Annotated in this window: 19 protein-coding genes and 2 tRNA genes; 16 read left to right on the top strand and 5 right to left on the bottom strand. The window is 69.1% G+C overall.

The features are described 5' to 3' along the window. The first annotated feature begins 25 nt into the window (after positions 1-25). The 8 genes from G531_RS0104010 (at position 26) to G531_RS24345 (ending at position 7,818) form a co-directional block, all read left to right on the top strand. Positions 26-856 (top strand): hypothetical protein, encoded by an 831-nt coding sequence (locus G531_RS0104010; protein WP_026926264.1) that lies wholly within the window; start codon positions 26-28, stop codon positions 854-856. Then, positions 853-2,337, top strand: a complete 1,485-nt coding sequence (locus tag G531_RS0104005; RefSeq protein WP_026926263.1) for an ATP-binding protein — start codon at positions 853-855, stop codon at positions 2,335-2,337. The genes G531_RS0104010 and G531_RS0104005 overlap by 4 nt, the downstream gene beginning before the upstream one ends. Beyond that, a complete protein-coding gene (locus tag G531_RS0104000) occupies positions 2,334-2,882 on the top strand; it encodes a hypothetical protein (protein ID WP_026926262.1) in 549 nt (182 codons plus the stop codon). The genes G531_RS0104005 and G531_RS0104000 overlap by 4 nt, the downstream gene beginning before the upstream one ends. Continuing rightward, complete coding sequence (locus tag G531_RS0103995) at positions 2,879-4,657, top strand: type IV secretory system conjugative DNA transfer family protein (protein WP_026926261.1); 1,779 nt, start codon at positions 2,879-2,881, stop codon at positions 4,655-4,657. The genes G531_RS0104000 and G531_RS0103995 overlap by 4 nt, the downstream gene beginning before the upstream one ends. 82 nt (positions 4,658-4,739) lie before the next feature. Further along, positions 4,740-5,177, top strand: coding sequence for a single-stranded DNA-binding protein (locus G531_RS0103990; RefSeq protein ID WP_026926260.1), 438 nt, complete (start codon positions 4,740-4,742; stop codon positions 5,175-5,177). Further along, positions 5,174-5,752: a hypothetical protein gene (locus G531_RS0103985; RefSeq protein WP_026926259.1), complete on the top strand. Its 579-nt coding sequence runs from the start codon at positions 5,174-5,176 to the stop codon at positions 5,750-5,752. Before G531_RS0103990 ends, G531_RS0103985 begins: the two co-directional genes overlap by 4 nt. 3 nt (positions 5,753-5,755) lie before the next feature. Further along, on the top strand, positions 5,756-5,962 hold the full coding sequence (locus G531_RS0103980; RefSeq protein ID WP_026926258.1) for a hypothetical protein: 207 nt from the start codon (positions 5,756-5,758) through the stop codon (positions 5,960-5,962). Between the two features lie 176 nt (positions 5,963-6,138). Next, complete coding sequence (locus G531_RS24345; protein ID WP_026926257.1) at positions 6,139-7,818, top strand: recombinase family protein; 1,680 nt, start codon at positions 6,139-6,141, stop codon at positions 7,816-7,818. Here G531_RS24345 and G531_RS0103970 read toward each other — a convergent pair. The 4 genes from G531_RS0103970 to G531_RS0103955 all read right to left on the bottom strand — a co-directional run bounded on the left by G531_RS0103970 (position 7,811) and on the right by G531_RS0103955 (position 9,938). Continuing rightward, positions 7,811-7,886, bottom strand: a tRNA-His gene (locus tag G531_RS0103970). The genes G531_RS24345 and G531_RS0103970 overlap by 8 nt on opposite strands. An 84-nt stretch (positions 7,887-7,970) precedes the next feature. After that, a complete protein-coding gene (orn, locus tag G531_RS0103965) occupies positions 7,971-8,600 on the bottom strand; it encodes an oligoribonuclease (protein ID WP_026926256.1) in 630 nt (209 codons plus the stop codon). Between the two features lie 4 nt (positions 8,601-8,604). Then, positions 8,605-9,810: an MFS transporter gene (locus G531_RS0103960; protein WP_051215011.1), complete on the bottom strand. Its 1,206-nt coding sequence runs from the start codon at positions 9,808-9,810 to the stop codon at positions 8,605-8,607. 51 nt (positions 9,811-9,861) lie between these two features. Beyond that, positions 9,862-9,938 (bottom strand) — tRNA-Arg (locus G531_RS0103955). Positions 9,939-9,997: 59 nt separating this feature from the next. Between G531_RS0103955 and G531_RS20275 the strand changes: the two genes are divergently transcribed. From G531_RS20275 to G531_RS0103915, 8 genes are all read left to right on the top strand, one after another. Then, the gene (locus tag G531_RS20275; protein ID WP_051215010.1) at positions 9,998-11,428 is read left to right on the top strand and encodes a PrsW family intramembrane metalloprotease; all 1,431 of its coding nucleotides are present in this window, start codon (positions 9,998-10,000) and stop codon (positions 11,426-11,428) included. Between the two features lie 55 nt (positions 11,429-11,483). Further along, on the top strand, positions 11,484-13,403 hold the full coding sequence (locus G531_RS0103945; RefSeq protein WP_026926254.1) for a GTPase domain-containing protein: 1,920 nt from the start codon (positions 11,484-11,486) through the stop codon (positions 13,401-13,403). Next, entirely contained in the window at positions 13,390-15,021 is a 1,632-nt protein-coding gene (locus G531_RS0103940) for a GTPase (protein ID WP_026926253.1), read from the top strand. Before G531_RS0103945 ends, G531_RS0103940 begins: the two co-directional genes overlap by 14 nt. Before the next feature lie 124 nt (positions 15,022-15,145). Further along, complete coding sequence (locus G531_RS20270) at positions 15,146-15,613, top strand: single-stranded DNA-binding protein (protein ID WP_051215009.1); 468 nt, start codon at positions 15,146-15,148, stop codon at positions 15,611-15,613. 66 nt (positions 15,614-15,679) lie between these two features. Next, positions 15,680-17,362, top strand: coding sequence for an energy-dependent translational throttle protein EttA (gene ettA, locus G531_RS0103930; RefSeq protein ID WP_026926252.1), 1,683 nt, complete (start codon positions 15,680-15,682; stop codon positions 17,360-17,362). 74 nt (positions 17,363-17,436) lie between these two features. Then, positions 17,437-17,691, top strand: a complete 255-nt coding sequence (locus tag G531_RS25600; protein WP_026926251.1) for a hypothetical protein — start codon at positions 17,437-17,439, stop codon at positions 17,689-17,691. 337 nt (positions 17,692-18,028) lie between these two features. Then, positions 18,029-18,517: a hypothetical protein gene (locus G531_RS0103920; RefSeq protein WP_145978774.1), complete on the top strand. Its 489-nt coding sequence runs from the start codon at positions 18,029-18,031 to the stop codon at positions 18,515-18,517. A 41-nt stretch (positions 18,518-18,558) separates the two neighbouring features. After that, positions 18,559-19,041 carry a hypothetical protein gene (locus tag G531_RS0103915; protein WP_026926249.1) on the top strand — a complete coding sequence of 161 codons (483 nt, stop codon included), beginning with the start codon at positions 18,559-18,561 and terminating at the stop codon, positions 19,039-19,041. Here the strand turns inward: G531_RS0103915 and G531_RS0103910 are convergent, their stop codons facing one another. After that, positions 19,042-21,855 (bottom strand): FAD-binding and (Fe-S)-binding domain-containing protein, encoded by a 2,814-nt coding sequence (locus G531_RS0103910; protein WP_035757259.1) that lies wholly within the window; start codon positions 21,853-21,855, stop codon positions 19,042-19,044. Positions 21,856-21,876: the final 21 nt, after the last annotated feature.

Genomic DNA, 21,876 nt, shown 5'->3' with positions numbered 1-21,876 from the left:
CGTCATACGGCACCAGGAGGTCACCATGCCTACGTTCTTCGATTCGACTGCCGACGCCGCCGAGGCGTCCGAAGCCTTGCGCGGCCTCGCGCACGCGAGCCGGGGCTTCGATCAGCCCGCCGAGATGTACGGGGTGATCGGTGATCTGTCCTCGGGCATGCGCTCGCTGCGGCAGGCGCTCGACCAGATCGCCGATGTTCACGAGCGCAAGGCCGCGCACGCGTTCAACGACGCCGGAAGCCACGAGGCAGGCGTGCGGGAGGCGCTCGCTGCTGCGGAAGAGTTGCGTCAGGCCGCGAACCTCGTCGACCGGGCCCACGACCGGCTCGCGGAAGGCTTCATCGCCGCGGGGCGGATCGCCTGGCACCCCGAGCCCGCCGTCGAGGAGGTCATGCCGTCGCGGTGGGTCAGCGTGGTGTTCCTCCAGGGCGAGGAGGCCGACCGGCCGTTGCACATCCTGGGCGAGCTGGGACACGTGGATGCGGTGGACTTCCTCGCGCAGTGGGACTACGGCGACGAGACCACGCAGGCCGCGCTGGAGAACGGGTATGTCTACGACAAGCCCGGCGAGGGCACCAACGATCGGGTTGCGCTCTCGGGCGACTACGCGCTGGTCGTCAACCCGCATATCGGCTACGTCTCGCTGCTGCGCCGCTACACCGAACCAGAGGCCGAGCCCCAGGATGCCGAGCTGGTCGAACCGGCTCCGGTGCAGCCGGGGCCGGAGCTTCTGGTGTCGTACTCGTCGCCGGGCGCTCCGAAGCGAGCCGACCCGCCGACCCCGAAGCGGGATGGGTCGTGGTTCGAGCCGGCCAAGATCACGGCGGTCAAGCAGTCGCGGGGGCTGGTGCGGTGACCGAGGATCGCGCGCGGCTGCATACCGCTGTCCTGGTGGCACCGTCGAAGGAGCGGCGGAAGCTCCGCAAGCAGCGCCGCAAGGCCGAGGCCCGACTCCACGCCGAGCAGCGAAGGACCGCGCTCGCCGCCGCGAAGGCAAAGGCCGAGGAGGAGCGTGCCGAGCGCCGCGCGACGGTCTACCTGCCGAAGGCAGGCGAGTCCGGCGCTGCGCGGCTGCGCACTCCGGGCCGGTTCCATCTGACGCGGCATCAGGACACGTCGGCGACGCTGGCGGGTGCGTACCCGTTCGTCGCCGAGGGCGGTCTCGGCGCCGATGGCGTGTTCGTCGGCCAAGACCTCTACTCGGGCGGGAGTTTCGTCTACGACCCGTGGGTGCTCTACGCACGCGGCATCATCACCGCACCCAACGTGGTGCTGGCCGGGATCGTCGGCTCCGGCAAGTCATCGCTGGCCAAGTCCCTCTACACGCGCTCGCTACCGTTCGGACGGCGCGTATACGTGCCCGGCGACCCGAAGGGCGAACACACCGCCGTCGCCAACGCCGTCGGTGGACGTGCCATCGTCCTCGGTCACGGACTCAACACTCGCCTGAATCCGCTCGATGAAGGCCACCGGCCCAGCGGTCTCTCGGATGAGCAATGGGCGTCCACTGTCGCAGCCCGACGGCGTGACCTGATCGGCGCACTCGCGGAGACCGTGCTCGCGCGGGGATTGTCGCCGTTGGAGCACACCGCGATCGACATCGCCCTGACCCAGACCGTGCGGGAGAACGATGTGCCGATCCTGCCGATGGTCGTTGACCGCATCCTCGCCCCGAGCGCGGATGCCGACGGCCGGTTGGCCGAGGACGGCAGGCTCGTCGGCCACGCGCTGCGCCGTCTCGTGGCCGGCGACCTGGCCGGACTGTTCGACGGGCCTTCGACGGTCGCGTTCGACCCGTCGCTGCCGATGATCTCGCTCGACCTCTCGCGCGTCACCGAGAACTCGACGCTCATTTCGGTGTTGATGACGTGCTCGTCGGCGTGGATGGAGTCCGCGCTGCTCGACCCGAACGGTGGACAGCGGTGGGTGATCTACGACGAGGCCTGGCGGCTCATGTCCCATCCAGCGCTGCTGCGGCGGATGGATGCGCACTGGCGACTCGCGCGGCACTACGGGATCGCGAACATGCTGATCTTCCACAAGCTCACCGACCTCGACAACGTGGGCGACCAAGGCTCAGCCATGCGCTCCCTGGCGAACTCACTACTCGCGAACGCGGAAACGCGGATCGTGTACCGGCAGGAGTCCGACCAGCTCGGACCGACCGCGACCGCCCTCGGTCTGACCGGCACGGAGCAGCAGCTCTTGCCGAACCTTGGCGTCGGCCAAGGGCTGTGGCGGATCAAGGCCAGGAGCTTCGTCTGCCAGCACCAACTCCACCCCGACGAACTCGCCCTGTTCGACACCAGCAGCCGCGCCGCAGGAGGACACCGATGAACCTCACCGGCCCGCGCCGATCCACCCCGAACGAAGACGATGCCACGGCTCCCGTCGAGCTGCCGCACGTCCTCGTCACCGTCGCTGCAGACGGCACCCTCACCGCCACGGTCGATGGAACACCGTTCGCGTCGCCGGACGCGGGCGACTGGACGCGCGCGACGTTCGGGCCGCTCATGGATGCCATCACCAACGACCGCACCATCGCAGTCCGAGTCGAGGTGCGCGAGAACGACGGCAGCGTCTTCACCGACATCCTCCGCACCCGCAAACCCCGACGCGCAGTCGCACCGTCCGAGACCCCTGCGCCGGAAACTCGTCGAAGTCGCCACGCCCGACGGGTGCCGCGCTTGGCTGAGGTCACCGCGGGCGGGTTCGTGCCTGGCGAGGATGTCGCTGTCGCGACGATCGTCTCCCACACCGACGCTACCGGGACCGGCGAAGCCCGGACGCTCATCGACCTCGACGACCTACCCGACGGCACACACGAGGTGATCCTGTTCGGGCGCATCTCGGGCACGCTCGCGGTGCGGCGGCTGACATGAACCAGCGGCAGGCCGGGGGCATGGGCGACGAACTCACCAATGCCGCCCTCATTGGGCTGATCGGCATGTTCGGGATCGCCCTCGTTCTCCGCGCCGGTGGCAGTGTCGCCGCGTTCCTCACCGGCACACCCCAGCCAGACGCCGGCGCAGCGGCGGGACTCGCCGTGCTGTTCAACCCCGGCGACCCGGCAACCGCGCTCGGTGCCGACGGTCTCAACCCGGTCGCCTACTGGCTCGTCAGCGCGGCACTGCTCGGCGGACTCGCCACCGGGATCGTCTGGGTGTGGATCGTGCTGCGCCGCCACACGCGGAAGACCGAGACCGACCCGCACCGCCTTGCCGGGATCGCGACCAGCCATGAAGTCAAGACCGCAGCATCCGCGAAGGCACTGCTGCACCGCGCGGCCACACTGCGCCCCTCCTTGGAATCACCAGCCCCGCAGGATGTCGGCTACCTCCTCGGTGCCAGTCGCGGGACGGAGGTCTGGGCATCTGTCGAAGACTCGATCCTGCTGATCGGCCCACCCCGCTCAGGCAAGGGCCTACATGTCGTCATCAACGCGATCCTCGACGCACCCGGAGCGGTCGTCACCACCAGCACCAGGCCCGACAACCTCACCGCGACCCTCCGCGCCCGACGCCGCAGGGGCGGACCGGTCGCGGTGTTCGACCCGCAACACCTCGCCGAAGGCATCCCCGCCGGGCTGCGCTGGTCGCCCATTCGCGGCTGTGACGATCCGCTGACCGCGATGATCCGCGCTAACGGCCTCGCAGCCGCCACAGGACTCAGCGCCGGAGGGGTCGAGTCCGGCGGGTTCTGGGAAGGCAAAACCCGCACCGCACTCCAAAGCCTGCTGCATGCCGCCGCGCTCGACGGCCGCCAGCCAGCCGAGCTGTTCAGATGGACCCTCGACCCCAGCGCCGCGTCCGAAGCCGTCGCCATCCTCAACTCACACCCGAACGCGGCGATGGGCTGGGACGACTCCCTGGCCGCGATGATCGACGCCGACCCCAAGACCCGCGACAGCATCTGGCAAGGCGTCTCCCTCGCACTGGCCGCACTGGCCGACCCGCGCGTGCTCGATGCCGTCACGCCAGGCCCGCACGAGCACTTCGACCCCGAGACCTTCCTCACCGAACAAGGCACCCTGTACCTGCTCGCCACCGGAGCAGGAGCAGGAGCCTCGGCATCGCTGGTCGCGGCGTTCGTCGAAGACCTCATCGAAACCGCCCGCCGACTTGCCGCCCGCTCGCCCGGAGCACGGCTCGACCCGCCGCTACTGCTCGCGCTCGACGAGATCGGGAATCTCGCACCGCTGCCGTCACTGCCGACGCTCATGGCCGAAGGCGGTGGCACCGGGATCACGACCATGCCGGTCTTGCAGTCCCTCGCACAGGCTCGCGACAGGTGGAGTGAACACCAGGCCGGCGCGATCTGGGACGCTAGCATCGTCAAGATCATCCTCGGCGGCGCATCCAACAGCCGCGACCTCCAAGACCTCTCCACGCTCATCGGAGAGCGCGACGAGTACACCGACAGCGTGACACTCGGCGACCACGGCACCCGCTCCAACCAGCGCTCGATCCGCCGCGTCCCGATCCTGCCGCCAGACCGCATCCGCACCCTGCCATTCGGCACCGGCATTGCGATGCTGCGCTCCGCGCCGCCCATCGTCACCGACCTCCGCGCCTGGCCGACTCGCCCCGATGCCGCGCAACTCCGCAGCGACCGCGACGAACTCGAAACACTGCTGCGCCACCGCCCCGTCACCTGACGCTGCGTCTGGGTGCCGAAGCGCACCTGCCTGACACAGCGGCCACACACGGCTGGTCGCCCGAGTTCAGGAGGACGCCATCATGGCCATTCGTACCCACCAGTCCATCTCCGGCTTTGTCGCCTCGGACCCGCAGCTCAGCTACACCGACCGCGGCGACGCACGGCTCTACATGAAGGTCGGCATCGAGCATTACCGCAAGGAGCCCGACAACTCCTTCACGCAACTGGAGACGACGTTCCACGACCTCATTGCGTATCGCGGTGCTGCCGAGCAGGGAGCCGAGCGGCTCGCCAAGGGCGACAACATCATCGCCGACGGACGGGTGCGCGACTACTCCTACGAGCGCAACGGCCAGCGGTACGAGGGCGAGGAGTTCATCGCGACGCGCATCGGACACGACCTCGCCCGCACCCGCTACGAGGTGGATCGCAGCGAACGCACTTCCGGCCGAGACGCCGCGGCGTTCACCGGACCTCAGCAGGCCGCGCCGTCCACCGCGGCTGCCATCGGAATGTGAGCGATCCCGCCATGAGCGATCAGTTCCACCCTGAGCACGACGACATGCCACCCGAGGCAGGTCTCGCGTCCCCGCGTTTCGACGTGCCCGAGCCGCCGCATCCGGTCAACTGGAATCTGCTGACCGCCAACGATCTCGAAGCCGAGTTGCTCGAACTGAACCGTTGGGTGGACTGGCTTCGCCACACCTACGGACTTCCGGCCAGCGTCGTTCCGCCCTACTGGCACCGTCACCCCGAGCTCCTCTGGGAACTGTCGGCGCTGCACCTGCACTGGCTGTGCGCATACGACCCCGAGCAGAATGGGTCGGCACCGCTCGGCTGGCACCGCGACTTCGCCGATGCCCGTGCCCGCCTTCGTGATTGGGTGTCGGCCTGCGGTACGCGGCTCGACCGAGACCGCCCGACTCGCCAGACGAGCTGGCCCGGTGAAGACCCCACTCAGCCCATCGAGGACTCACCGATCACGGATCGCGACGAAGACTTCGTTCGGTTCGTGATCGACATGGTGGATGCGCGCCAGGAAGCAGAGGATGCCTTCTTCGCGGGCATCGACCCGGAGACGGGCGAGGTGTGAATCGTGGCGCGCCGCTATGAACGGAAGACCGGGCAGCGTCAACAGAGCGAGCGCGAGCTGACGATCCGCGCCGAGTTCCACGAGCCGCCCGACCTGGACAAGCTCTGCGAGCTGCTGATCCGCCTGGCGCTCCAACAGTCGGGAGCGTGCCGTTCGGAGGGATCGACGCGACCGAAGCGCCCTCGTGCCTCCGCGAGCGCGTCGTCGTAGAATGGAGGCATCCGTCGCGGATGGCGGATGTTGTGGTCCTAGCGCTTCGCCGCCACGGCGAGGCAAAGTAAACGTGGCCGACTCGGCCTAGTCCTACAGCCTTCGGGCTCTTCTCACGATCAACATCCGCTCTCACAAGTCCGCGTCGGCAGGACCAGTGACTGTGGAGAAGAGCCATGACGATCATCGACGCGGACCGAACCGCGATAGACAGCCTCGTAGCGCCCACCCCGTTCCCCGGATCATTCGCCGTCTCCTACCTACGGGTCTCCACGAAGGAGCAGGCGGAGAAGGGCGGCCAGGCGGAGGGCTTCTCGATCCCGGCCCAGCGCGAGGCGAACCAGCGCAAGGCCGACCAGCTCGGAGCAACGATCATCGAGGAGTTCGTCGACGCGGGCGAGTCCGCGCGCAAGGCCGACCGGCCCGAACTGATGCGGATGATCCAGTACGTCGCGAAGCACAAGACGAACTACTGCATCGTCCACAAGGTCGACCGGCTCGCCCGCAACCGAGCCGACGACGTGACCATCCACCTCGCCCTCAAGGACGCCGGCGTCACGCTGGTGTCGGCCACGGAGAACATCGACGAGACCCCGTCCGGGATGCTGCTGCACGGCATCATGTCCTCGATCGCGGAGTTCTACTCCCGCAACCTCGCCACCGAGGTCGTCAAGGGTCTGTCGCAGAAGGCCGCGCAGGGCGGCACCGTGACGAAGGCACCCATCGGCTACCGCAACGTCGGCGTGCGCGACGAGTTCGGGCGGGAAGTACGCACCGTCGAGATCGACGAGGAGCGAGCCCCGTTGGTGCGGTGGGCGTTCCAGGTGTTCGCATCCGGCGACTGGACGACGAGCCAGCTTCACCAGGAGCTCGTAGCGCGCGGGCTCACGACAGCGGCGTCGCCGCGGCGACCGTCCCGACCCATCGGGAAGTCGTCGGTGCATCGGATGCTGACGAACCCGTACTACAAGGGCAGCGTCCGCTACCAGGGCGTGACCTATGCCGGAGCGCACGAGGCCATCGTCCCCAACGAGGTGTGGGACCAGGTGCAGACCGTGCTCGGCACGCACCGCTCGGCAGCAGATGCAACGCAAGTCCACGAGCACTACTTGAAGGGGACGGTGTTCTGCGGCCAGTGCGGCTCGCGGCTACTGGTGTGCAACGCCAAGAGCAGCCAGGGCACGATCTACCCGTACTTCGTGTGCGCGAGCAGGCATGGTGGCAGAGGCGACTGCACCCGGCAGGCGATGCTCATCGAGCAGGTCGAACGGCTCATCGAGCGCTTCTATGCCAAGGTGCAGCTCGATCCCGAGACGACGCAGGCGGTCTCGGCGATGATCCATGCCCGGTTCGACGAGATGATGGCCGAAGGAGCCGCCGAACTTGCCGACCTCGCGTCCCGGAGAACCCAACTCGAAGGCGAGCAGCAGAAGTTGCTGCAAGCCCACTACGCCGGAGCCATCCCGCTCGACCTGCTCAAGAAGGAGCAGGACCGGATCACCGCGTCGTTGGAGACCATCGAGCACCGGATCACCGCTCACCACGGCCACTATGCCGACGCGCGGGCGAACCTCGACGACTCGCTGAAACTGCTGTCCAACGCAGCCGACCTCTACGAGCACGCCGACGACGCGAACCGCCGACTGTGCAACCAAGCACTGTTCAGGGCGATCTACATCGACGAGGACAACGACGTGCGCGTCGGCTACCGGAACCCGTATGACGGACTGAGCCTCTCCGGCCTCCACGCCGACGCCCTGAGCTGGGCCGCCGAGGCGAAGAAAATGGGCCAGGCGCGAACCGCGACCAAGGGTGGCCCCTTGGTCGCAAGTTCACACCTGACCCGTTTGGGGTGAGTAACGGGACTTGAACCCGCGACCACCTGGACCACAACCAGGTGCTCTACCAGCTGAGCTATACCCACCATGTCTGCCCCAGAGAGGCCGGCTGGCCTCGCTTGTGGCGACCGAAGAATACTAGCGGGAAAATCCGCCCAAGGGAAATCAGATCATTCTGCGGCCGGGGTGGCCCCGGTCAGCGAGCCCTGATGTTTGGCTGCGGCGGCCTTGCAGGTGTCGGTGTCCGGGCCGGGCTCACCGACGAACAGCACCTCGCGGTAGTAGCGCAGCTCCTCGATCGATTCCTGAATGTCGGCCAGCGCCCGGTGGTTGCCCGACTTGGCCGGGGTATTGAAGTAGACCCGCGGGAACCAGCGCCGGGCCAGTTCCTTCACGCTGGACACGTCGACGTTGCGGTAGTGCACGAACTGCTCCAGCGTCGGCATGTAGCGCGCCAGGAACGCCCGGTCGGTGCCGATGGTGTTGCCGGCCAGGGGAGCGCGGAAGTCACTGGGAATGTGCTGCTTGAGGTAGTCCAGCACCTGCTGCTCGGCCTCCTCGGTGCTGACCCCCTGGTCCAGCTCGGCCAGCAGCCCGGACTTGACGTGCATGTCCCGGACGAAATCGGTCATCCGCTCCAGTGCGGCCGGCTCCGGCTTGATCAACACGTCGACGCCGTCGCCGAGAACGTTCAGCTCCCCGTCGGTGACCAGGGCCGCGACCTCGATCAGGACGTCGCCGCCGGCCAGGTCCAGTCCGGTCATCTCACAGTCGATCCATACCAGCTTCTCGTTGCTCACAGCGTCACTCTAGGACGCTGACCGGCCCCGGCCTACGCGGCAGCCAGCGGGTGAACCACCCGGCCCCGGCCAGGCACACCGCCGCGGCCAGCAGCGCCGAGCCCCACAGCGGCGCCGCGGCCACGGTCGCGGTGACCAACAGCGGGCCCGCCGCATTGCCTCCGTCGACCATCAGGCGCCACACCGCCAGGTACCGCTGGCGGGCATTCTTCGGCGCCGTGTCGGCGCCCAGGGTCATCACGACGCCGGCGGAGAAGCCGTTGCCCAGGCCGATCCAGAACGCGACCAGCCCGATCGCCCACGCCGTGGTGGCCAGCGGCAGCACCGCGAACCCGATCGCCAGCGCGAGCAGGGTCGGGACCGCCGCCCAGAACCGGCCGTAGCGATCCATCACCCATCCCGAGGGCAGCGTCATCACGATCTCGGCCAGGCCGGCGGCGGCGAAGAAGAGACTGATCAGGTGCGGTGGTACGCCCTGCTGCGCCGCCCACAGCGGGACGATCGTCAGCCGGGCGGCCCGCACCAGCATCAGCACCATGGCCCCGATGCCGAGGGTGAGCAACGACTTGCGGTTCTCCCGGATCACCGTGCCCAGCCGGGGCCCGGTGTCCTCGGTCACCGCTCGGGCGCCCTCGGGCTCGGGCAGGGCGAGCATGATCAGCGCCGAGGCCAGGCTCATGATCGCCGCCGCCACGTACGCCGCCCGGGTGTCGAAGGCGGCCACCACCCCCGCGGCGATCAGTGGCCCGATGAACCAGCCGATCCGGAACGTGCCGCCCAGCCCGGACATCGCCCGGGCCCGCAGGTGGATCGGCACCGCCACCAACAGGTACGCCTGCCGCGCCAACTGGACCATCGACGCACACGCGCCCGCCACCGCGATCGCCACGATGAACAGCCACAACTGCTGCGACTGCCAGGCCAGGATCATCGCGGCCGCCTCGATCACACAGGCGCCGATCATGCTGCGCTTCTCCCCGAATCGCGCTGCAATGGCACCGGCGGGCAGGTCGGCCAGCAGCCCGCCCAGCCCGTACACCCCGACCACGAACGCGGCCATTCCCGGGCTGGCGCCCAGATCGATCGCCGAGACCGCGATCAGCGGTACTACCGCGCCGAATCCGATCGAGACCAGCAGGGTGGGCAGGTACGCGGTGATCAGCAGGACCCGCCAGGAGAAGTCGGCCGGGGGATGGGTGGGCTCGGGCACGGGGACACGCTACGCCCCGCGTACCCGCGCCGGTGTCCCACTTCGCGACTGTGGCGCCCCCAGTAGGATTCGAACCTACGACCCGCAGATTAGAAGGCTGCTGCTCTATCCAGCTGAGCTATGAGGGCTTCGGGGGCAAAGTTTAGCGGTCTGGGACCGCAACCTCGCCCGCGCTACTGTGGCACCCATGCACACCGCCGCACCTCCGACGCGTCCTGCCGACCTGTCCGCCGGTGCCGCCGGTGCCCCGGCCCCGGATGCCGAACGCAGGGCGCTGCGCCGCTCCGGGCTGCCGATCTCACCGCCGGCCGGGGAGAATCCACTGCTGTCCCTGGTGAAGAATCCCCGGACCTGGCTGGTGCTGGGACTGATCCTGCTCGAGGTGATCTGCGCCTGGCGGATGTATGCGGAGAACGTTCCCGACCGGCAGGTCCCCGGGGGGACCCTGCTCGGTCTGGGCGTCGACCAGCTGCCGCTGTTCGTGCAGTACGCCAGCTACACCGCGGTGCCGCTGGCGCTCCTGTTCATCCTGCTGGACCGCTTCTGGCGCCCGCGTCCGCTGGTGTGGCTGCTCACCTTCGGCTGGGGCGCCTTCGTCGCGACCTACGCCGCCATGCATCTGAACACCTGGGCCGCCTCGCATCTGGGGATCCTGGGCAACGGCGATCCCGCGACCGCCAGCCGCGCTGCCGTCTTCGTCGCCCCGTTCGTCGAAGAGGCCACCAAGGCCAGCGTGCTGTTCCTGCTCGCGATCTTCTTCCGCAACCAGTGGGTCAACCGGATGACCGGGATCGCGCTCGGCGGGCTGGTCGCGACCGGGTTCGCCTGGATCGAGAACGTCCTCTACTACGGCCGGGCCTACCGCGCGGCGGCCAACTCCACCTCCGCCTCGACGCTGGATCCGGAACAGGCGATGCAGCAACTCGTCTTCGTCCGCGGCGGCCTGACCTTCTTCGCCCATCCGATGTTCACCTGCATGACCGGCATCGGCCTGGCGATCGCGCTGCGACATCGCTCGAAGATCGTCCGGGTGGTCGCGCCGCTGTGCGGCTACCTGGCCGCCGCCCTGGGCCACATGTGGTTCAACGGGACCCTCTCCACGGTGACCAGCGAAGCCACCCTGCTGATGTTGTATCTGCTGATCGCGGTGCCGGTGTTCCTGAGCATCCTGGTGATGGCGATCACCCAGCTGTTCACCCAGGCGCGCCTGGTCCGGGCCCGGCTGGAGGACTATGCCCGCACCGGCTGGCTGCTGCCGACCGACCCGCGCAACATGGCCTCCCTGCGCCGGCGCCTGGTCGACGTCGTGGTCGCGTTCGGCCGGCTACTGACCGGAAATCCGCGCTCCTTCGTCTCCACCGTCCGGATCCAATGGGCGATGCTCGAACTGGCGTACCTGCGCGACGGCATGGTTCGCGGCCTGATCGACGAGGCCGGCCACATTCGGGAGAAGGTATTGCTGCGCCGGATCCGGGAACTGCGGCCGACCGCTCGGGTCGGGCCGCCCTCACAAGCACCGGCAGACACCCCCTGGATCGGTCCGGGCGCGGCGCCCGCGGCGTACCTCACCCCGCAGTACAGTCCTGTCAATCCCAGTTGGGGGCCGCCCGGACGCTGATCCCCGGCCCCCGCGTACGGCTCGCTCATCGAGGAGACGCATGGCTGAGGCCGGCATGAGCGGCGGCGTGCTGTACGCCGCCCTGGTGGAACTGCGTGACAGCGTACGCGCCGCGCGACTCCCGCTCGACCTACCCGGCGCGCCCCTGCAACGGGCCACCGCCGCCGAACTGGTGGCCCAACTCGACGACTACGTGTTGCCACGACTGGCCACCCTGGACGCGCCGCTGCTGGCGGTGGTCGGCGGGTCCACCGGTGCAGGCAAGTCGACCCTGGTGAACTCGCTGATCGGGCGTCCGGTGACCACGCCCGGCATCATCCGGCCCACCACCCGCGCCCCGGTGCTGATCCATCATCCCGATGATGCGCCCTGGTTCGACGATGAACGGATCCTGCCGGGACTGGCCCGGACCTGGGAACCGACGCACGACCACGGCTCGATCCAACTGGTTGCCGAGGACACCCTGCCGCGCGGCCTGGCCCTGCTGGATGCCCCCGACGTCGACTCGGTGGTCGAGGAGAACCGGAAGCTGGCGGCCCAGCTGCTCGCCGCCGCCGACCTGTGGCTGTTCGTGACCTCCGCGGCCCGGTACGCCGACGCGGTGCCCTGGGAGTTCCTGCGGCATGCCGCCGAACGCAGCGCCGCGGTCGCGGTGGTCCTGGACCGGATCCCGCCGGCGGCGATGGCGGAGATCCCGCCGGATCTGGGCCGCCTGATGAGCGAACGGGGGCTGGCCCACTCGCCCCTGTTCGCCGTCCCGGAGGTGCCCGTCGACGAACAGGGCCTGTTGCCCGACGCCTCGGTCCAGCCGATCCGCAGCTGGCTGGCCGCCCTGGCGGCCGACCGCGGCAGCCGGCAACGGGTCGTGGAACAGACCCTGGCCGGCGCGATCGCCTCGATCGAGTCCCGGGCACCGGGAATCGCCCGGGCGATCGACGACCAGCAGGAGGCGTTGGACGGGCTGCGCGCCGACGTCGACACGCTGTACGCCGAAACCGCCCGCAGCATCGCGGCGCAGACCGCGGACGGCACGCTGCTGCGCGGCGAAGTGATGCAGCGCTGGCAGGACTTCGTCGGAACCGGCGAACTGCTCGCCAAGCTGGACCAGGGCGTCAGCAAACTCCGGGACCGCATCGTGGCGGCCTTCCGACCCCGCCGCGACGCCAACTCGGTCAAACTCGCCGTCGAATCGGGACTCGAGGCGCTGATCCGGGAGCAGGGTGAGGCCGCCGCGGAGCGGGCCGAAGCCTCCTGGCGGGCGAATCCCGCCGGCCGTCAGTTGCTCGATCAGTCCGGAGCGGACCTGTCCCGGGCCTCCCGGGAGTACCCGGCCGCGGTCGCCCGGACCATCCGGGACTGGCAGGGATCGGTCCTCGACCTGGTGGCCGACGCCGGGATGGACAAGCGCGCCCGGGCCCGCTTCCTCGCCCTCGGCGTGAACGGGGCCGGCGTCGCGCTGATGATCGTGATCTTCGCCCAGACCGGCGGGCTGACCGGTGCCGAGATCGGCGTGGCCGGCGGCACCGCCGCGCTGGCCCAGCGCGTCCTGGAGTCGGTCTTCGGGGACGAGGCGATCCGCCGGCTGACCAAACAGGCCAAGGCCGAGCTCGATGCCCGGGTGACGGCGCTGCTGGATTCGGAGAAGGCGCGCTTCCTTGCCCTGCTGGACGACGAGCATGTCGCACCGCAGGTCGCCCGCGACCTGCGCGGGGCCATTGCCGCGGTCCAGTTGGCCCGGACCGGGCACAGCGACCCGGCGCTGACCGCCGAGACCGAGACCGTCGGGGCCGACGGCGCTGCCGCCGGGACGCCGGAGTTGCCCGGCGTACCGCGGGAGATCACCGCCGGGGAGCAGGGGCAGGCGTACCAGCTCGAGGCGCAGCCGCAGATCGTCGACGCCGAAATCGTCGGCGAGACCCGGACCCACACCCTGTTCGACGAGGCGGCCGAAGGAAACCGCGATGGCCAGGCCTGACCTGGGCGCCCGGATCCGGGCGCTGCGCGAGGCCGCCGACCTGGCCGACGGCCGCGTCGATCCGGGCCCGGTGACCACCGCCCGGGGCGTGGTCGAACGGGCCGGGCGGCGCCTGGAACTGGCCGGCGACAACACCGTGGTGGCGATCGGCGGCGCCACCGGTTCGGGCAAGTCCTCACTGTTCAACGCGCTGACCGGGACCGAGCTGGCGGTGCCCGGCGTCCGCCGCCCCACCACCGCCACCGCGATGGCGGTCAGCTTCGCCGAACGCGACTCCGCCGAGCCCCTGCTGGACTGGCTGGAGGTCCCCACCCGGTACTGGGGCGGCGACCTCGAGCATGCGCCCGGCCTGGACCGGCTGGTGCTGATCGACATGCCCGATCACGATTCGACCGCCCTGGCCCACCAGCAGCAGGTGGACCGGTTGGTGCAGCTGGTCGACTCGATCGTGTGGGTGGTCGACCCGCAGAAGTACGCCGACGCCGCCCTGCACAATCGCTACCTCAAGCCGCTGGCGGCCTACTCCGACGTGATGCTGATCGTGCTGAACCAGATCGACACCCTGTCCGCCGAGGAACGCAAGCGTTGTCTGGCCGATCTGCGCCGACTGCTGGATTCGGAGGGCCTGGGACGGGCCGAGGTGCTCGCGGTCAGCGCCGCGACCGGCGAGGGGGTCGACAAGCTGCGCGCCACCCTGCGTACGCGCGTGTCGGCGAAGAAGGCGGCCGCGACCCGGGTCGCCCATGACGTGCGCACCGCCGGGGAAGCGCTGGCCCGCGCCAACGGGACCAAGGCGGCCGGCACGGTGTCCCGGGAGACCGCCGACCGGCTGAACAAGGCCCTGGCGGTCGCGGCGAATGTCCCGATCGTCACCGAGGCGGTCGGGAACGCCTGGCGACACCGGGGATCGCTGGCCACCGGCTGGCCGGCCCTGGCCTGGCTGGGACGCTTTCGGCCGGATCCGCTGAAGCGGCTGCACCTGGACCGGCTCGGCATCGGCAAGCGCCGCACGCAGGAATCGATCGACCCCGTCCGGGCCCCGCGGACCTCCCTGCCGACGACCAACTCGGTGCAGCAGGCCCGGGTGGATGCGGCCGTGCGGGACCTGTCGGACGAGGTCACCCCAGGACTCGGCCGCGGCTGGCGGGACGCGGTGCGCGCCGCGACCCAGCAGCACCGGGGGATCATCTCCGACCGGCTGGATCGGGCGATCGCGACCACCGACCTCGGGTTGGACGCCGACCGCGGCTGGTGGCGCGCGATCACCGTGCTGCAGTGGATTCTGATCGTCGCGGTGCTGGCCGGGCTGATCTGGCTGGGGGTCGACTTCCTCATGCTCTATCTGCAGTTGCCGCCGCTGCCCACGGTGCAGTGGCGCGGGTTCGGGGTGCAGACGCTGCTGGTCGTCGGTGGGGTGGCCGCCGGTCTGCTGGTCGCCCTGTTCGCCCGGATCGGGGTCGAGATCGGGGCCCGGAGCAAGCAACGCAGCGCGCGCCGAGCGCTGCAGAAGTCGATCGCGCGGGTGACCGACAAACTGGTGATCGAGCCGGTCAACGCGGAAGTGACCCGCTACGAAACGGTCCGCCGCGATCTGGCGGAGGTCCTCGGCCCGGCGTGATCTCCGGGAACTTGTCCCCAGCCCCGCCGCGCCGCAAGCGTTGTCCACAGGTACGCCGGGGCGGGCGTACCGATTCCGCCGCGACGGCCATCCTTCGGGCACAGCCTGAACGAAAGGGATCACCATGGACGCCAGCGTGACCGTCACCGGACGCATCGGAACCGACATCGAGAAGCGGGTCACCCGCCAGGGAGTGGAGTACGCCCGCTTCCGCCTGGCCAGCACCCCGCGCATCCTGCGGGCGGGGGAGTGGAGCGACGGGGACACCACGTGGTACTCGGTCCGCTGCTATCGCAGCGTCGCCCACAACGTCGCGCTCAGCGTCCGCAAGGGCGACCCGGTTCTGGTGACCGGACGGATGCGCACCGAATCCTGGGTCGATGAGGACGGTGTGCTGCACGAACAGCTGGTGATCGATGCCAGTGGGGTCGGCCACGACTTGGCCTGGGGCAGCGCCACCTTCCGCACCGAGCGCCGCCGCTCCGCCGAGCCGGCCGGGCCCGATGCCACCGCGCAGCCGGAGCCGGAACCCGACCCCGAAGGGGGTACGCCGACCGACGCCGACCGGGAGGGCCTGGCCGTGGCGCAGTGAGGAGGGCGCACGGGCTGGCATACTGTCCGAGGTTCCCCAATCCCCCAGTGGAGGTTTGATCCGGCAATGCCCGAGTTCGTCTACACCATGCACAATGTCCGGAAGACCGCCGGCGAGAAGGTGATTCTCGACAATGTCACGCTCTCCTTCTACGAGGGCGCCAAGATCGGTGTCGTCGGTCCCAACGGCGCCGGCAAGTCCACCATGCTCAAGGTGATGGCCGGGCTGGAGAAACCCAACAACGGTGAGGCCATGCTCGGCAAGGGCAAGACGGTCGGCATCCTGTTGCAGGAGCCGCCGCTGACCGAGGGCAAGACCGTTCTGGAGAACGTCCAGGAGGGCGTCGGGCCGATCAAGGCGAAACTGGATCGGTTCAACGAGATCGGCGAGCTGATGGGCGAGCCGGACGCCGACTTCGATGCCCTGATGGAAGAGATGGGCAACCTGCAGACCGAGCTCGATGCGAGCAACGCCTGGGACATCGATTCCCAGCTCGAGCAGGCGATGGACGCCCTGCGCTGCCCGCCGGCCGATGAACTGGTCGATCACCTCTCCGGCGGCGAGCGGCGCCGGGTCGCGCTGTGCAAGCTGCTGCTCGAGCAGCCCGACCTGCTCCTGCTCGACGAGCCCACCAACCACCTGGACGCCGAATCGGTGAACTGGTTGGAGGGCCACCTCAAGTCCTATCCGGGTGCCGTACTGGCCGTGACCCACGATCGCTACTTCCTGGACAATGTCGCGGAGTGGATCTGTGAGATCGACCGCGGTCGGCTGCACCCCTATGAGGGCAACTACTCCACCTACCTGGAGACCAAGCGGGAGCGGCTCAAGGTCGAGGGTCAGAAGGACGCCAAGCGCGCCAAGATTCTGGAGAAGGAGCTCGACTGGGTCCGCTCCAGCCCGAAGGCGCGGCAGGCCAAGAACAAGGCCCGCCTGGCCCGCTATGAGGAGATGGCCGCCGAGGCCGAGCGCAACCGCAAGATCGACCCGTCCGAGATCAACATCCCGCCGGGCCCCCGGCTGGGCACCGATGTGCTGGACGTCAGCCACCTCAGCAAGGGCTTCGGCGACCGGCTGCTGATCGACGACCTGTCCTTCACCCTGCCGCGCTCGGGCATCGTCGGCATCATCGGCCCCAACGGTGTCGGCAAGTCGACGCTGTTCAAGATGATCGTGGGGGAGGAGCAGCCCGACTCCGGCGAGCTGACCCTCGGCAAGACCGTGTCGATCTCCTATGTCGACCAGGGCCGAGGCGGCCTGGATCCGAAGAAGAACGTCTGGGAGGTCGTCTCCGACGGGTTGGACTACATCAAGGTCGCCAACTTCGAGATGTCCTCGCGGGCCTATGTCGCCTCGTTCGGGTTCAAGGGTCCGGACCAGCAGAAGCCGACCGGTGTGCTCTCCGGCGGTGAGCGGAACCGGCTCAACCTGGCGCTGACGCTGAAGATGGGCGGCAACCTGCTGCTCCTCGACGAACCGACCAACGACCTGGACGTGGAGACCCTCCAGTCGCTGGAAGACGCGCTGCTGGAGTTCCCGGGCTGTGCCGTGGTGATCTCCCACGATCGCTGGTTCCTCGACCGCGTGGCGACCCACATCATGGCCTGGGAGGGCACCGAGGAGAACCCGGCCTCCTGGTACTGGTTCGAAGGCAACTTCGCCGACTACGAGAAGAACAAGGTGGAACGGCTCGGACCGGAGGCGGCGCGTCCGCACGCCACCACCCACCGTCGCCTCACCCGCGGCTGATCCTGCGCCGCGCCCCCTTCCCCTGGGAAGGGGGCGCGTTTGGTTCTGGTCGCACAGCCCCTTGGGAGAACACGGTGCGACAAGTAACCTTGTGGGATGGCGGTGAGCCGATCATCCTTGAGAGTGCTCATCGGCATGGTGTGCCGGACGGAGCCATGCTCCATGCTCTGCGGTTTCCGGTGCGCCACTTCGTGCAAGAGGATTTTATGGTCATGTTCGTCGGCCCGGATGAGTCTGGAACGCTGGTGGAAGTTGGCGTGGTGGAGTGGTATGGCGATCTCGCGATCGTTCATGCCATGCGACCCGCTCGTGAGAAGTACTTGAGGTGAACTGGCATGACCCGACGCTCGATCGAGGAACTTGCGGCTCGTGCGGATGAATTCGCCGATGCCTTTGAGGGGTATTCACCTGCGCCCGGTGATCAGGATGCTCCGCTGCCGCCCCTGATGGCGGTTCGGCTCGCGGCCTGGCGGCGGGATGCAGCGGAAAGTGAGCTTGCCGAGGCAGTGAGGGCCGCTCGGCACCAGCACATCTCTTGGCGCCAAGTAGGCGACGCGATCGGAACCAGTGGGGAGGCTGCTCGGCAGCGGTATGGAGCGCGAGCCCGCGGCTGAGCCCGGACTCCGGACTCTCGGTTCGGGCCGACGCGGTCGTACAGTGCTGCGCATGGATGAACTGGTCGTCGGCTACCGCAACGGGGAACTACGCAAAAAGCTGCGCGTCAAGCACGCGATGCTGGGTGCTTTGTGCCTCCTCCCCGGATTGCTTTTTGTGGTTGCCTACTTCGTGCTCTTCCTGAACTCGATCTTCCCGCCGGCGGTGCTGCTGGCGATCGGGATCGTCGTCGGTCTGCTCGCGGTGCTCGGCGTACTGATGATGGCCGGCCTGTTCATCCCGGGTACGGCCAGGGCCGAAGCCCCCAACGGCGTTGCCTGGGTGCTGCGCCGCGACGGGGTCATGGTCAACACCCCGCGCGGGCCGGTGCACACCCCGTGGTCCCAGGTGCGGATCAGTGCTGCCACCGTCGCCGGACAGCCCGCGGTCAGCGTCGGTGGCCCGCAGGCCACGACCACCTACGCCGCGGAGTACCTCACCCACAACCAGCAGCAACTGGACGCCGCCGCACGCCAGCTGAGCCAGCCGATCTGGAGTTGACCGCGCGGCTTCTGGACTGCCCGGCTCCTAGACTGCCCGGCATGAACGAACTGGTGGTGGGCTATCGCAACGGCGAACTCCTCCGGCGGGTCCGCCGCAAGGAAATGCTGCTCGGTGCGATCCAACTGATCCCCGCACTGCTGTTCGGGGGGCTGGCGATCCTGCAACTGGTCACCGTGGGGTGGGCCATCGCGCTCCTGTTCGGCGTGCTGGCCGTGTTCCTCCTCGGCTACGCCGTGCTGATCATGGTGGGCGCGTTCACTCCCGCGTACGCCAAGGCCGAGGCCCCGAATGGCGTGGCGTGGGTGCTGCGCCGCGACGGAGTCATCGTGAACACCGCGTCCGGCCCCGTGCAGATTCCGTGGGCACAGGTCAGCATCACCCCCACCACCCTCGGTCGGCTGCCGGCGATCACCGTCGGTGGCCCGGCCGGGAGAACCAGCTGGGTCACGCAGTACCTGACCCACAACCTGCCGCAGCTCGACGCCGCGGCCCGGGCCCTGAGCACCCCGACGCTGCGCTGATCAGCGCGCCAGCAACTGCGCCAGGGTGATCGCCCGACGCTGCTCCAACTGCTCCAGCTGCAGCCGGCAGGAGAACCCATCGGCCAGCACCACCGCATCCTCCCCGGCCGCGCGCACCGCCGGCAGGAAATGATCCTCCGCGACCGCGACCGAGACCTCGTAATGCCCCTGCTCGACCCCGAAGTTGCCCGCCAGCCCACAGCAGCCCGACACGGTGGTCACCTCCGCGCCGGCCCCGGCCAGCAGCGACTCGTCGGTCTGCCAGCCCAGCACCGAGGCGTGGTGACAGTGCGGCTGCGCCACCACGCGTACGCCGGTCAGGTCGGGCGCCTGCCAATCCGGGGTCTGCGCCAGCAACTCGGCCAGGGTGTGGATCCCGGCGGCCACCTCGGCCACCCGCGGATCATCCAGCAGTTCGGCGGCATCCGAGCGCCACACCGCCAGACACGACGGCTCGACCCCGATGATCGGCGTCCCGGCGGCCACGATCGGGTGCAGCACATCCAGGGCGTGCGCCAACTGCGCCTTCGCCCCGTCCCGCTGCCCGGTGCTGATCCAGGTCAACCCGCAGCAGGCCCGGTCCTCGATGAACCGCGGGGCGTACCCGGCGGCGATCAGCACGTCGACCAGGGCCGGCAGCCCGTCGAAGGCGAACGACTCGGAGAACGAATCCACCCAGATCGCGACCGGCTTGCCCGAGGTGGCCGGGATCGACGTCCGCGCCTTGTTCGACCCACTGGCGAAACGCGGAATGCTGCGCCGCTGATCGACCTGCGCGGTCCACTTCACCAGCCGACGCAGGCCCGGCGCGCTGGCCGCGGCATTCACCAGGGCCCCGATGCGCAGCTTCGAGATCAGCCGGCCCCAGCGCGGCAACCAGCCCATCAGGTAGTGGCTGCGCGGGCGTACCCGGCCCTCGTACTTGCGGTCCAGCGCGACCGACTTGTAGTGCGCCATGTCGATCCCGGTCGGACACTCGCGATAACAACCCTTGCAGGACAGGCACAGGTCCAGCGCCTGGTTCAGCTCGGGGGCGTCCCAGCCGGAGACCACCCCGCCGTTGATCATCTCCTGCAGCACCCGCGCCCGGCCGCGGGTGGAGTCCTTCTCCTCGCGCGTGGCCTGGTACGAGGGGCACATCACCGACCCCGACCCGAGGGTGTCCGAGACACATTTGCCGACCCCGGTGCAGGCGTGGATCTGCCACACCAGCTTGTCATCGGTACGCCGCAGGGGCGCATTGCGCATCTGCGGCACCCGCAGGTTCTGCACCACCGGATCCGGGTCGACCAGCACCCCCGGATTCAGCAGATTGCGCGGATCGAAGATCTGCTTGACCTGCTGCATCAGGGTCAGCGCCTCGGGGGAGTACATGATCGGCAGCAGCGCCGAGCGGGCCCGGCCGTCGCCGTGCTCCCCGCTCATCGACCCGCCGTACCCGGCAACCAGCTCGGCCGCCTCGGTGACGAAGTCCCGGTAGCGCAGTTCGCCATCGGGTTCATCGAGCGGGAAGTCGATGCGGCAGTGCACACAGCCGTCCCCGAAATGCCCGTACGGCAGCCCGTGCAGCCCGTACTTGGTCAGCAGGGCATCGAAGTCGCGCAGGTAGGCGCCCAGATTCTCCGGGCGGACCGCGGCATCCTCCCACCCGGCGTACGCCGGCTTGGCCAGGCTGACCCCGGCCAGCCCGGCCCCGTCGGCGCGGATCTTCCACAGCGCGGCGGCCTCGGCGGGATCCTGCACCACCCAGCCGTCGATGTGGCGGGTGTCGGCCATCAGGGCAGCGGTCCGTTCGGCCAGTCGGTCCGGATCGGTGTCGGCCAGTTCGACGAAGATCCAGCCGTCCCCGTTGGGCAGCTTCGGGATCGAGTCGAGCCCGTGCTTGTGCGCGACCACGTTCACGATCCGCCGGTCCAGGCCCTCCGCGGCGGTCGGGTGATGGGGCAGCAGCAGTGCCGCATCGTCCCCGGCATCCGGCATCGTCGGATAGCCCAGCGCGATCATCGCCTTGTGCGGCAGATCGGCGACCAGCTTCACCTGCGCCGACACGATGGTGGCCAGGGTGCCCTCGGTCCCGACCAGGAACTTGGCGACATCGAAACCGTTCTCCGGCAGCAGATGCTCCATCGAATAGCCGGACACCTGCCGTCCGAACAGGCCGAACTGGGTCCGGATGGTGGCCAGGTTCTCCTGCACCAGCCGCTGCAGCGCGGTCAGCGCGGGAGAGTCGGTGTCCTGGCCCGAGCCGACAGTGAGTCGCTCGCCGGTGCCGAGCACCACCTCCAGGGCGATCACATTGTCGGCCGTACGCCCGTACCCCAGGCCCCGCGGGCCGCAGGCGTTGTTGCCGATCATCCCGCCGATGGTGCATCGCGTACTGGTCGAGGGATCGGGGCCGAACTTCATCCCGTGCGCCAGGGTCTCCCGATTCAGGGTCTGCTGCACCACCCCGGGCTGGACCCGGGCGGTCATCGCCGCCGGATCGATCTCGATGATCTCGTGCAGATGTCGGCGCAGGTCCACCACCAGGCCCGGACCCACCGCGTTGCCCGCACAGGAGGTACCCGAACCGCGGGCGGTCAGCGGCAGCCCGGCATCGCGGGCCAGGTCCAGCAACGCGACCAGTTCATCGGTGGTACGCGGGGTCGCGATCGCCTGGGGGACGACGCGATACAGCGAGGCGTCGGAGGCGTACAGCGCGCGGGCCAGGGACGAATCGTCGATGATCTCGGTGAGTCCCCGGCGCTCGGCGGCGGCCAGAAAACGGGTCAGCGCGGTATCCAGCGCCTCGGGAGCTTCGCGGAGATCGGTCATGGCGGCCAGTCTAGAGCCGGA

The organism is Granulicoccus phenolivorans DSM 17626 = NBRC 107789 = JCM 15570, from assembly GCF_000423085.1.
Lineage (GTDB): Bacteria > Actinomycetota > Actinomycetes > Propionibacteriales > Propionibacteriaceae > Granulicoccus > Granulicoccus phenolivorans.
Note: the sequence above shows the minus strand (reverse complement) of the source record. Positions and strands in the feature narration are given on the sequence as shown.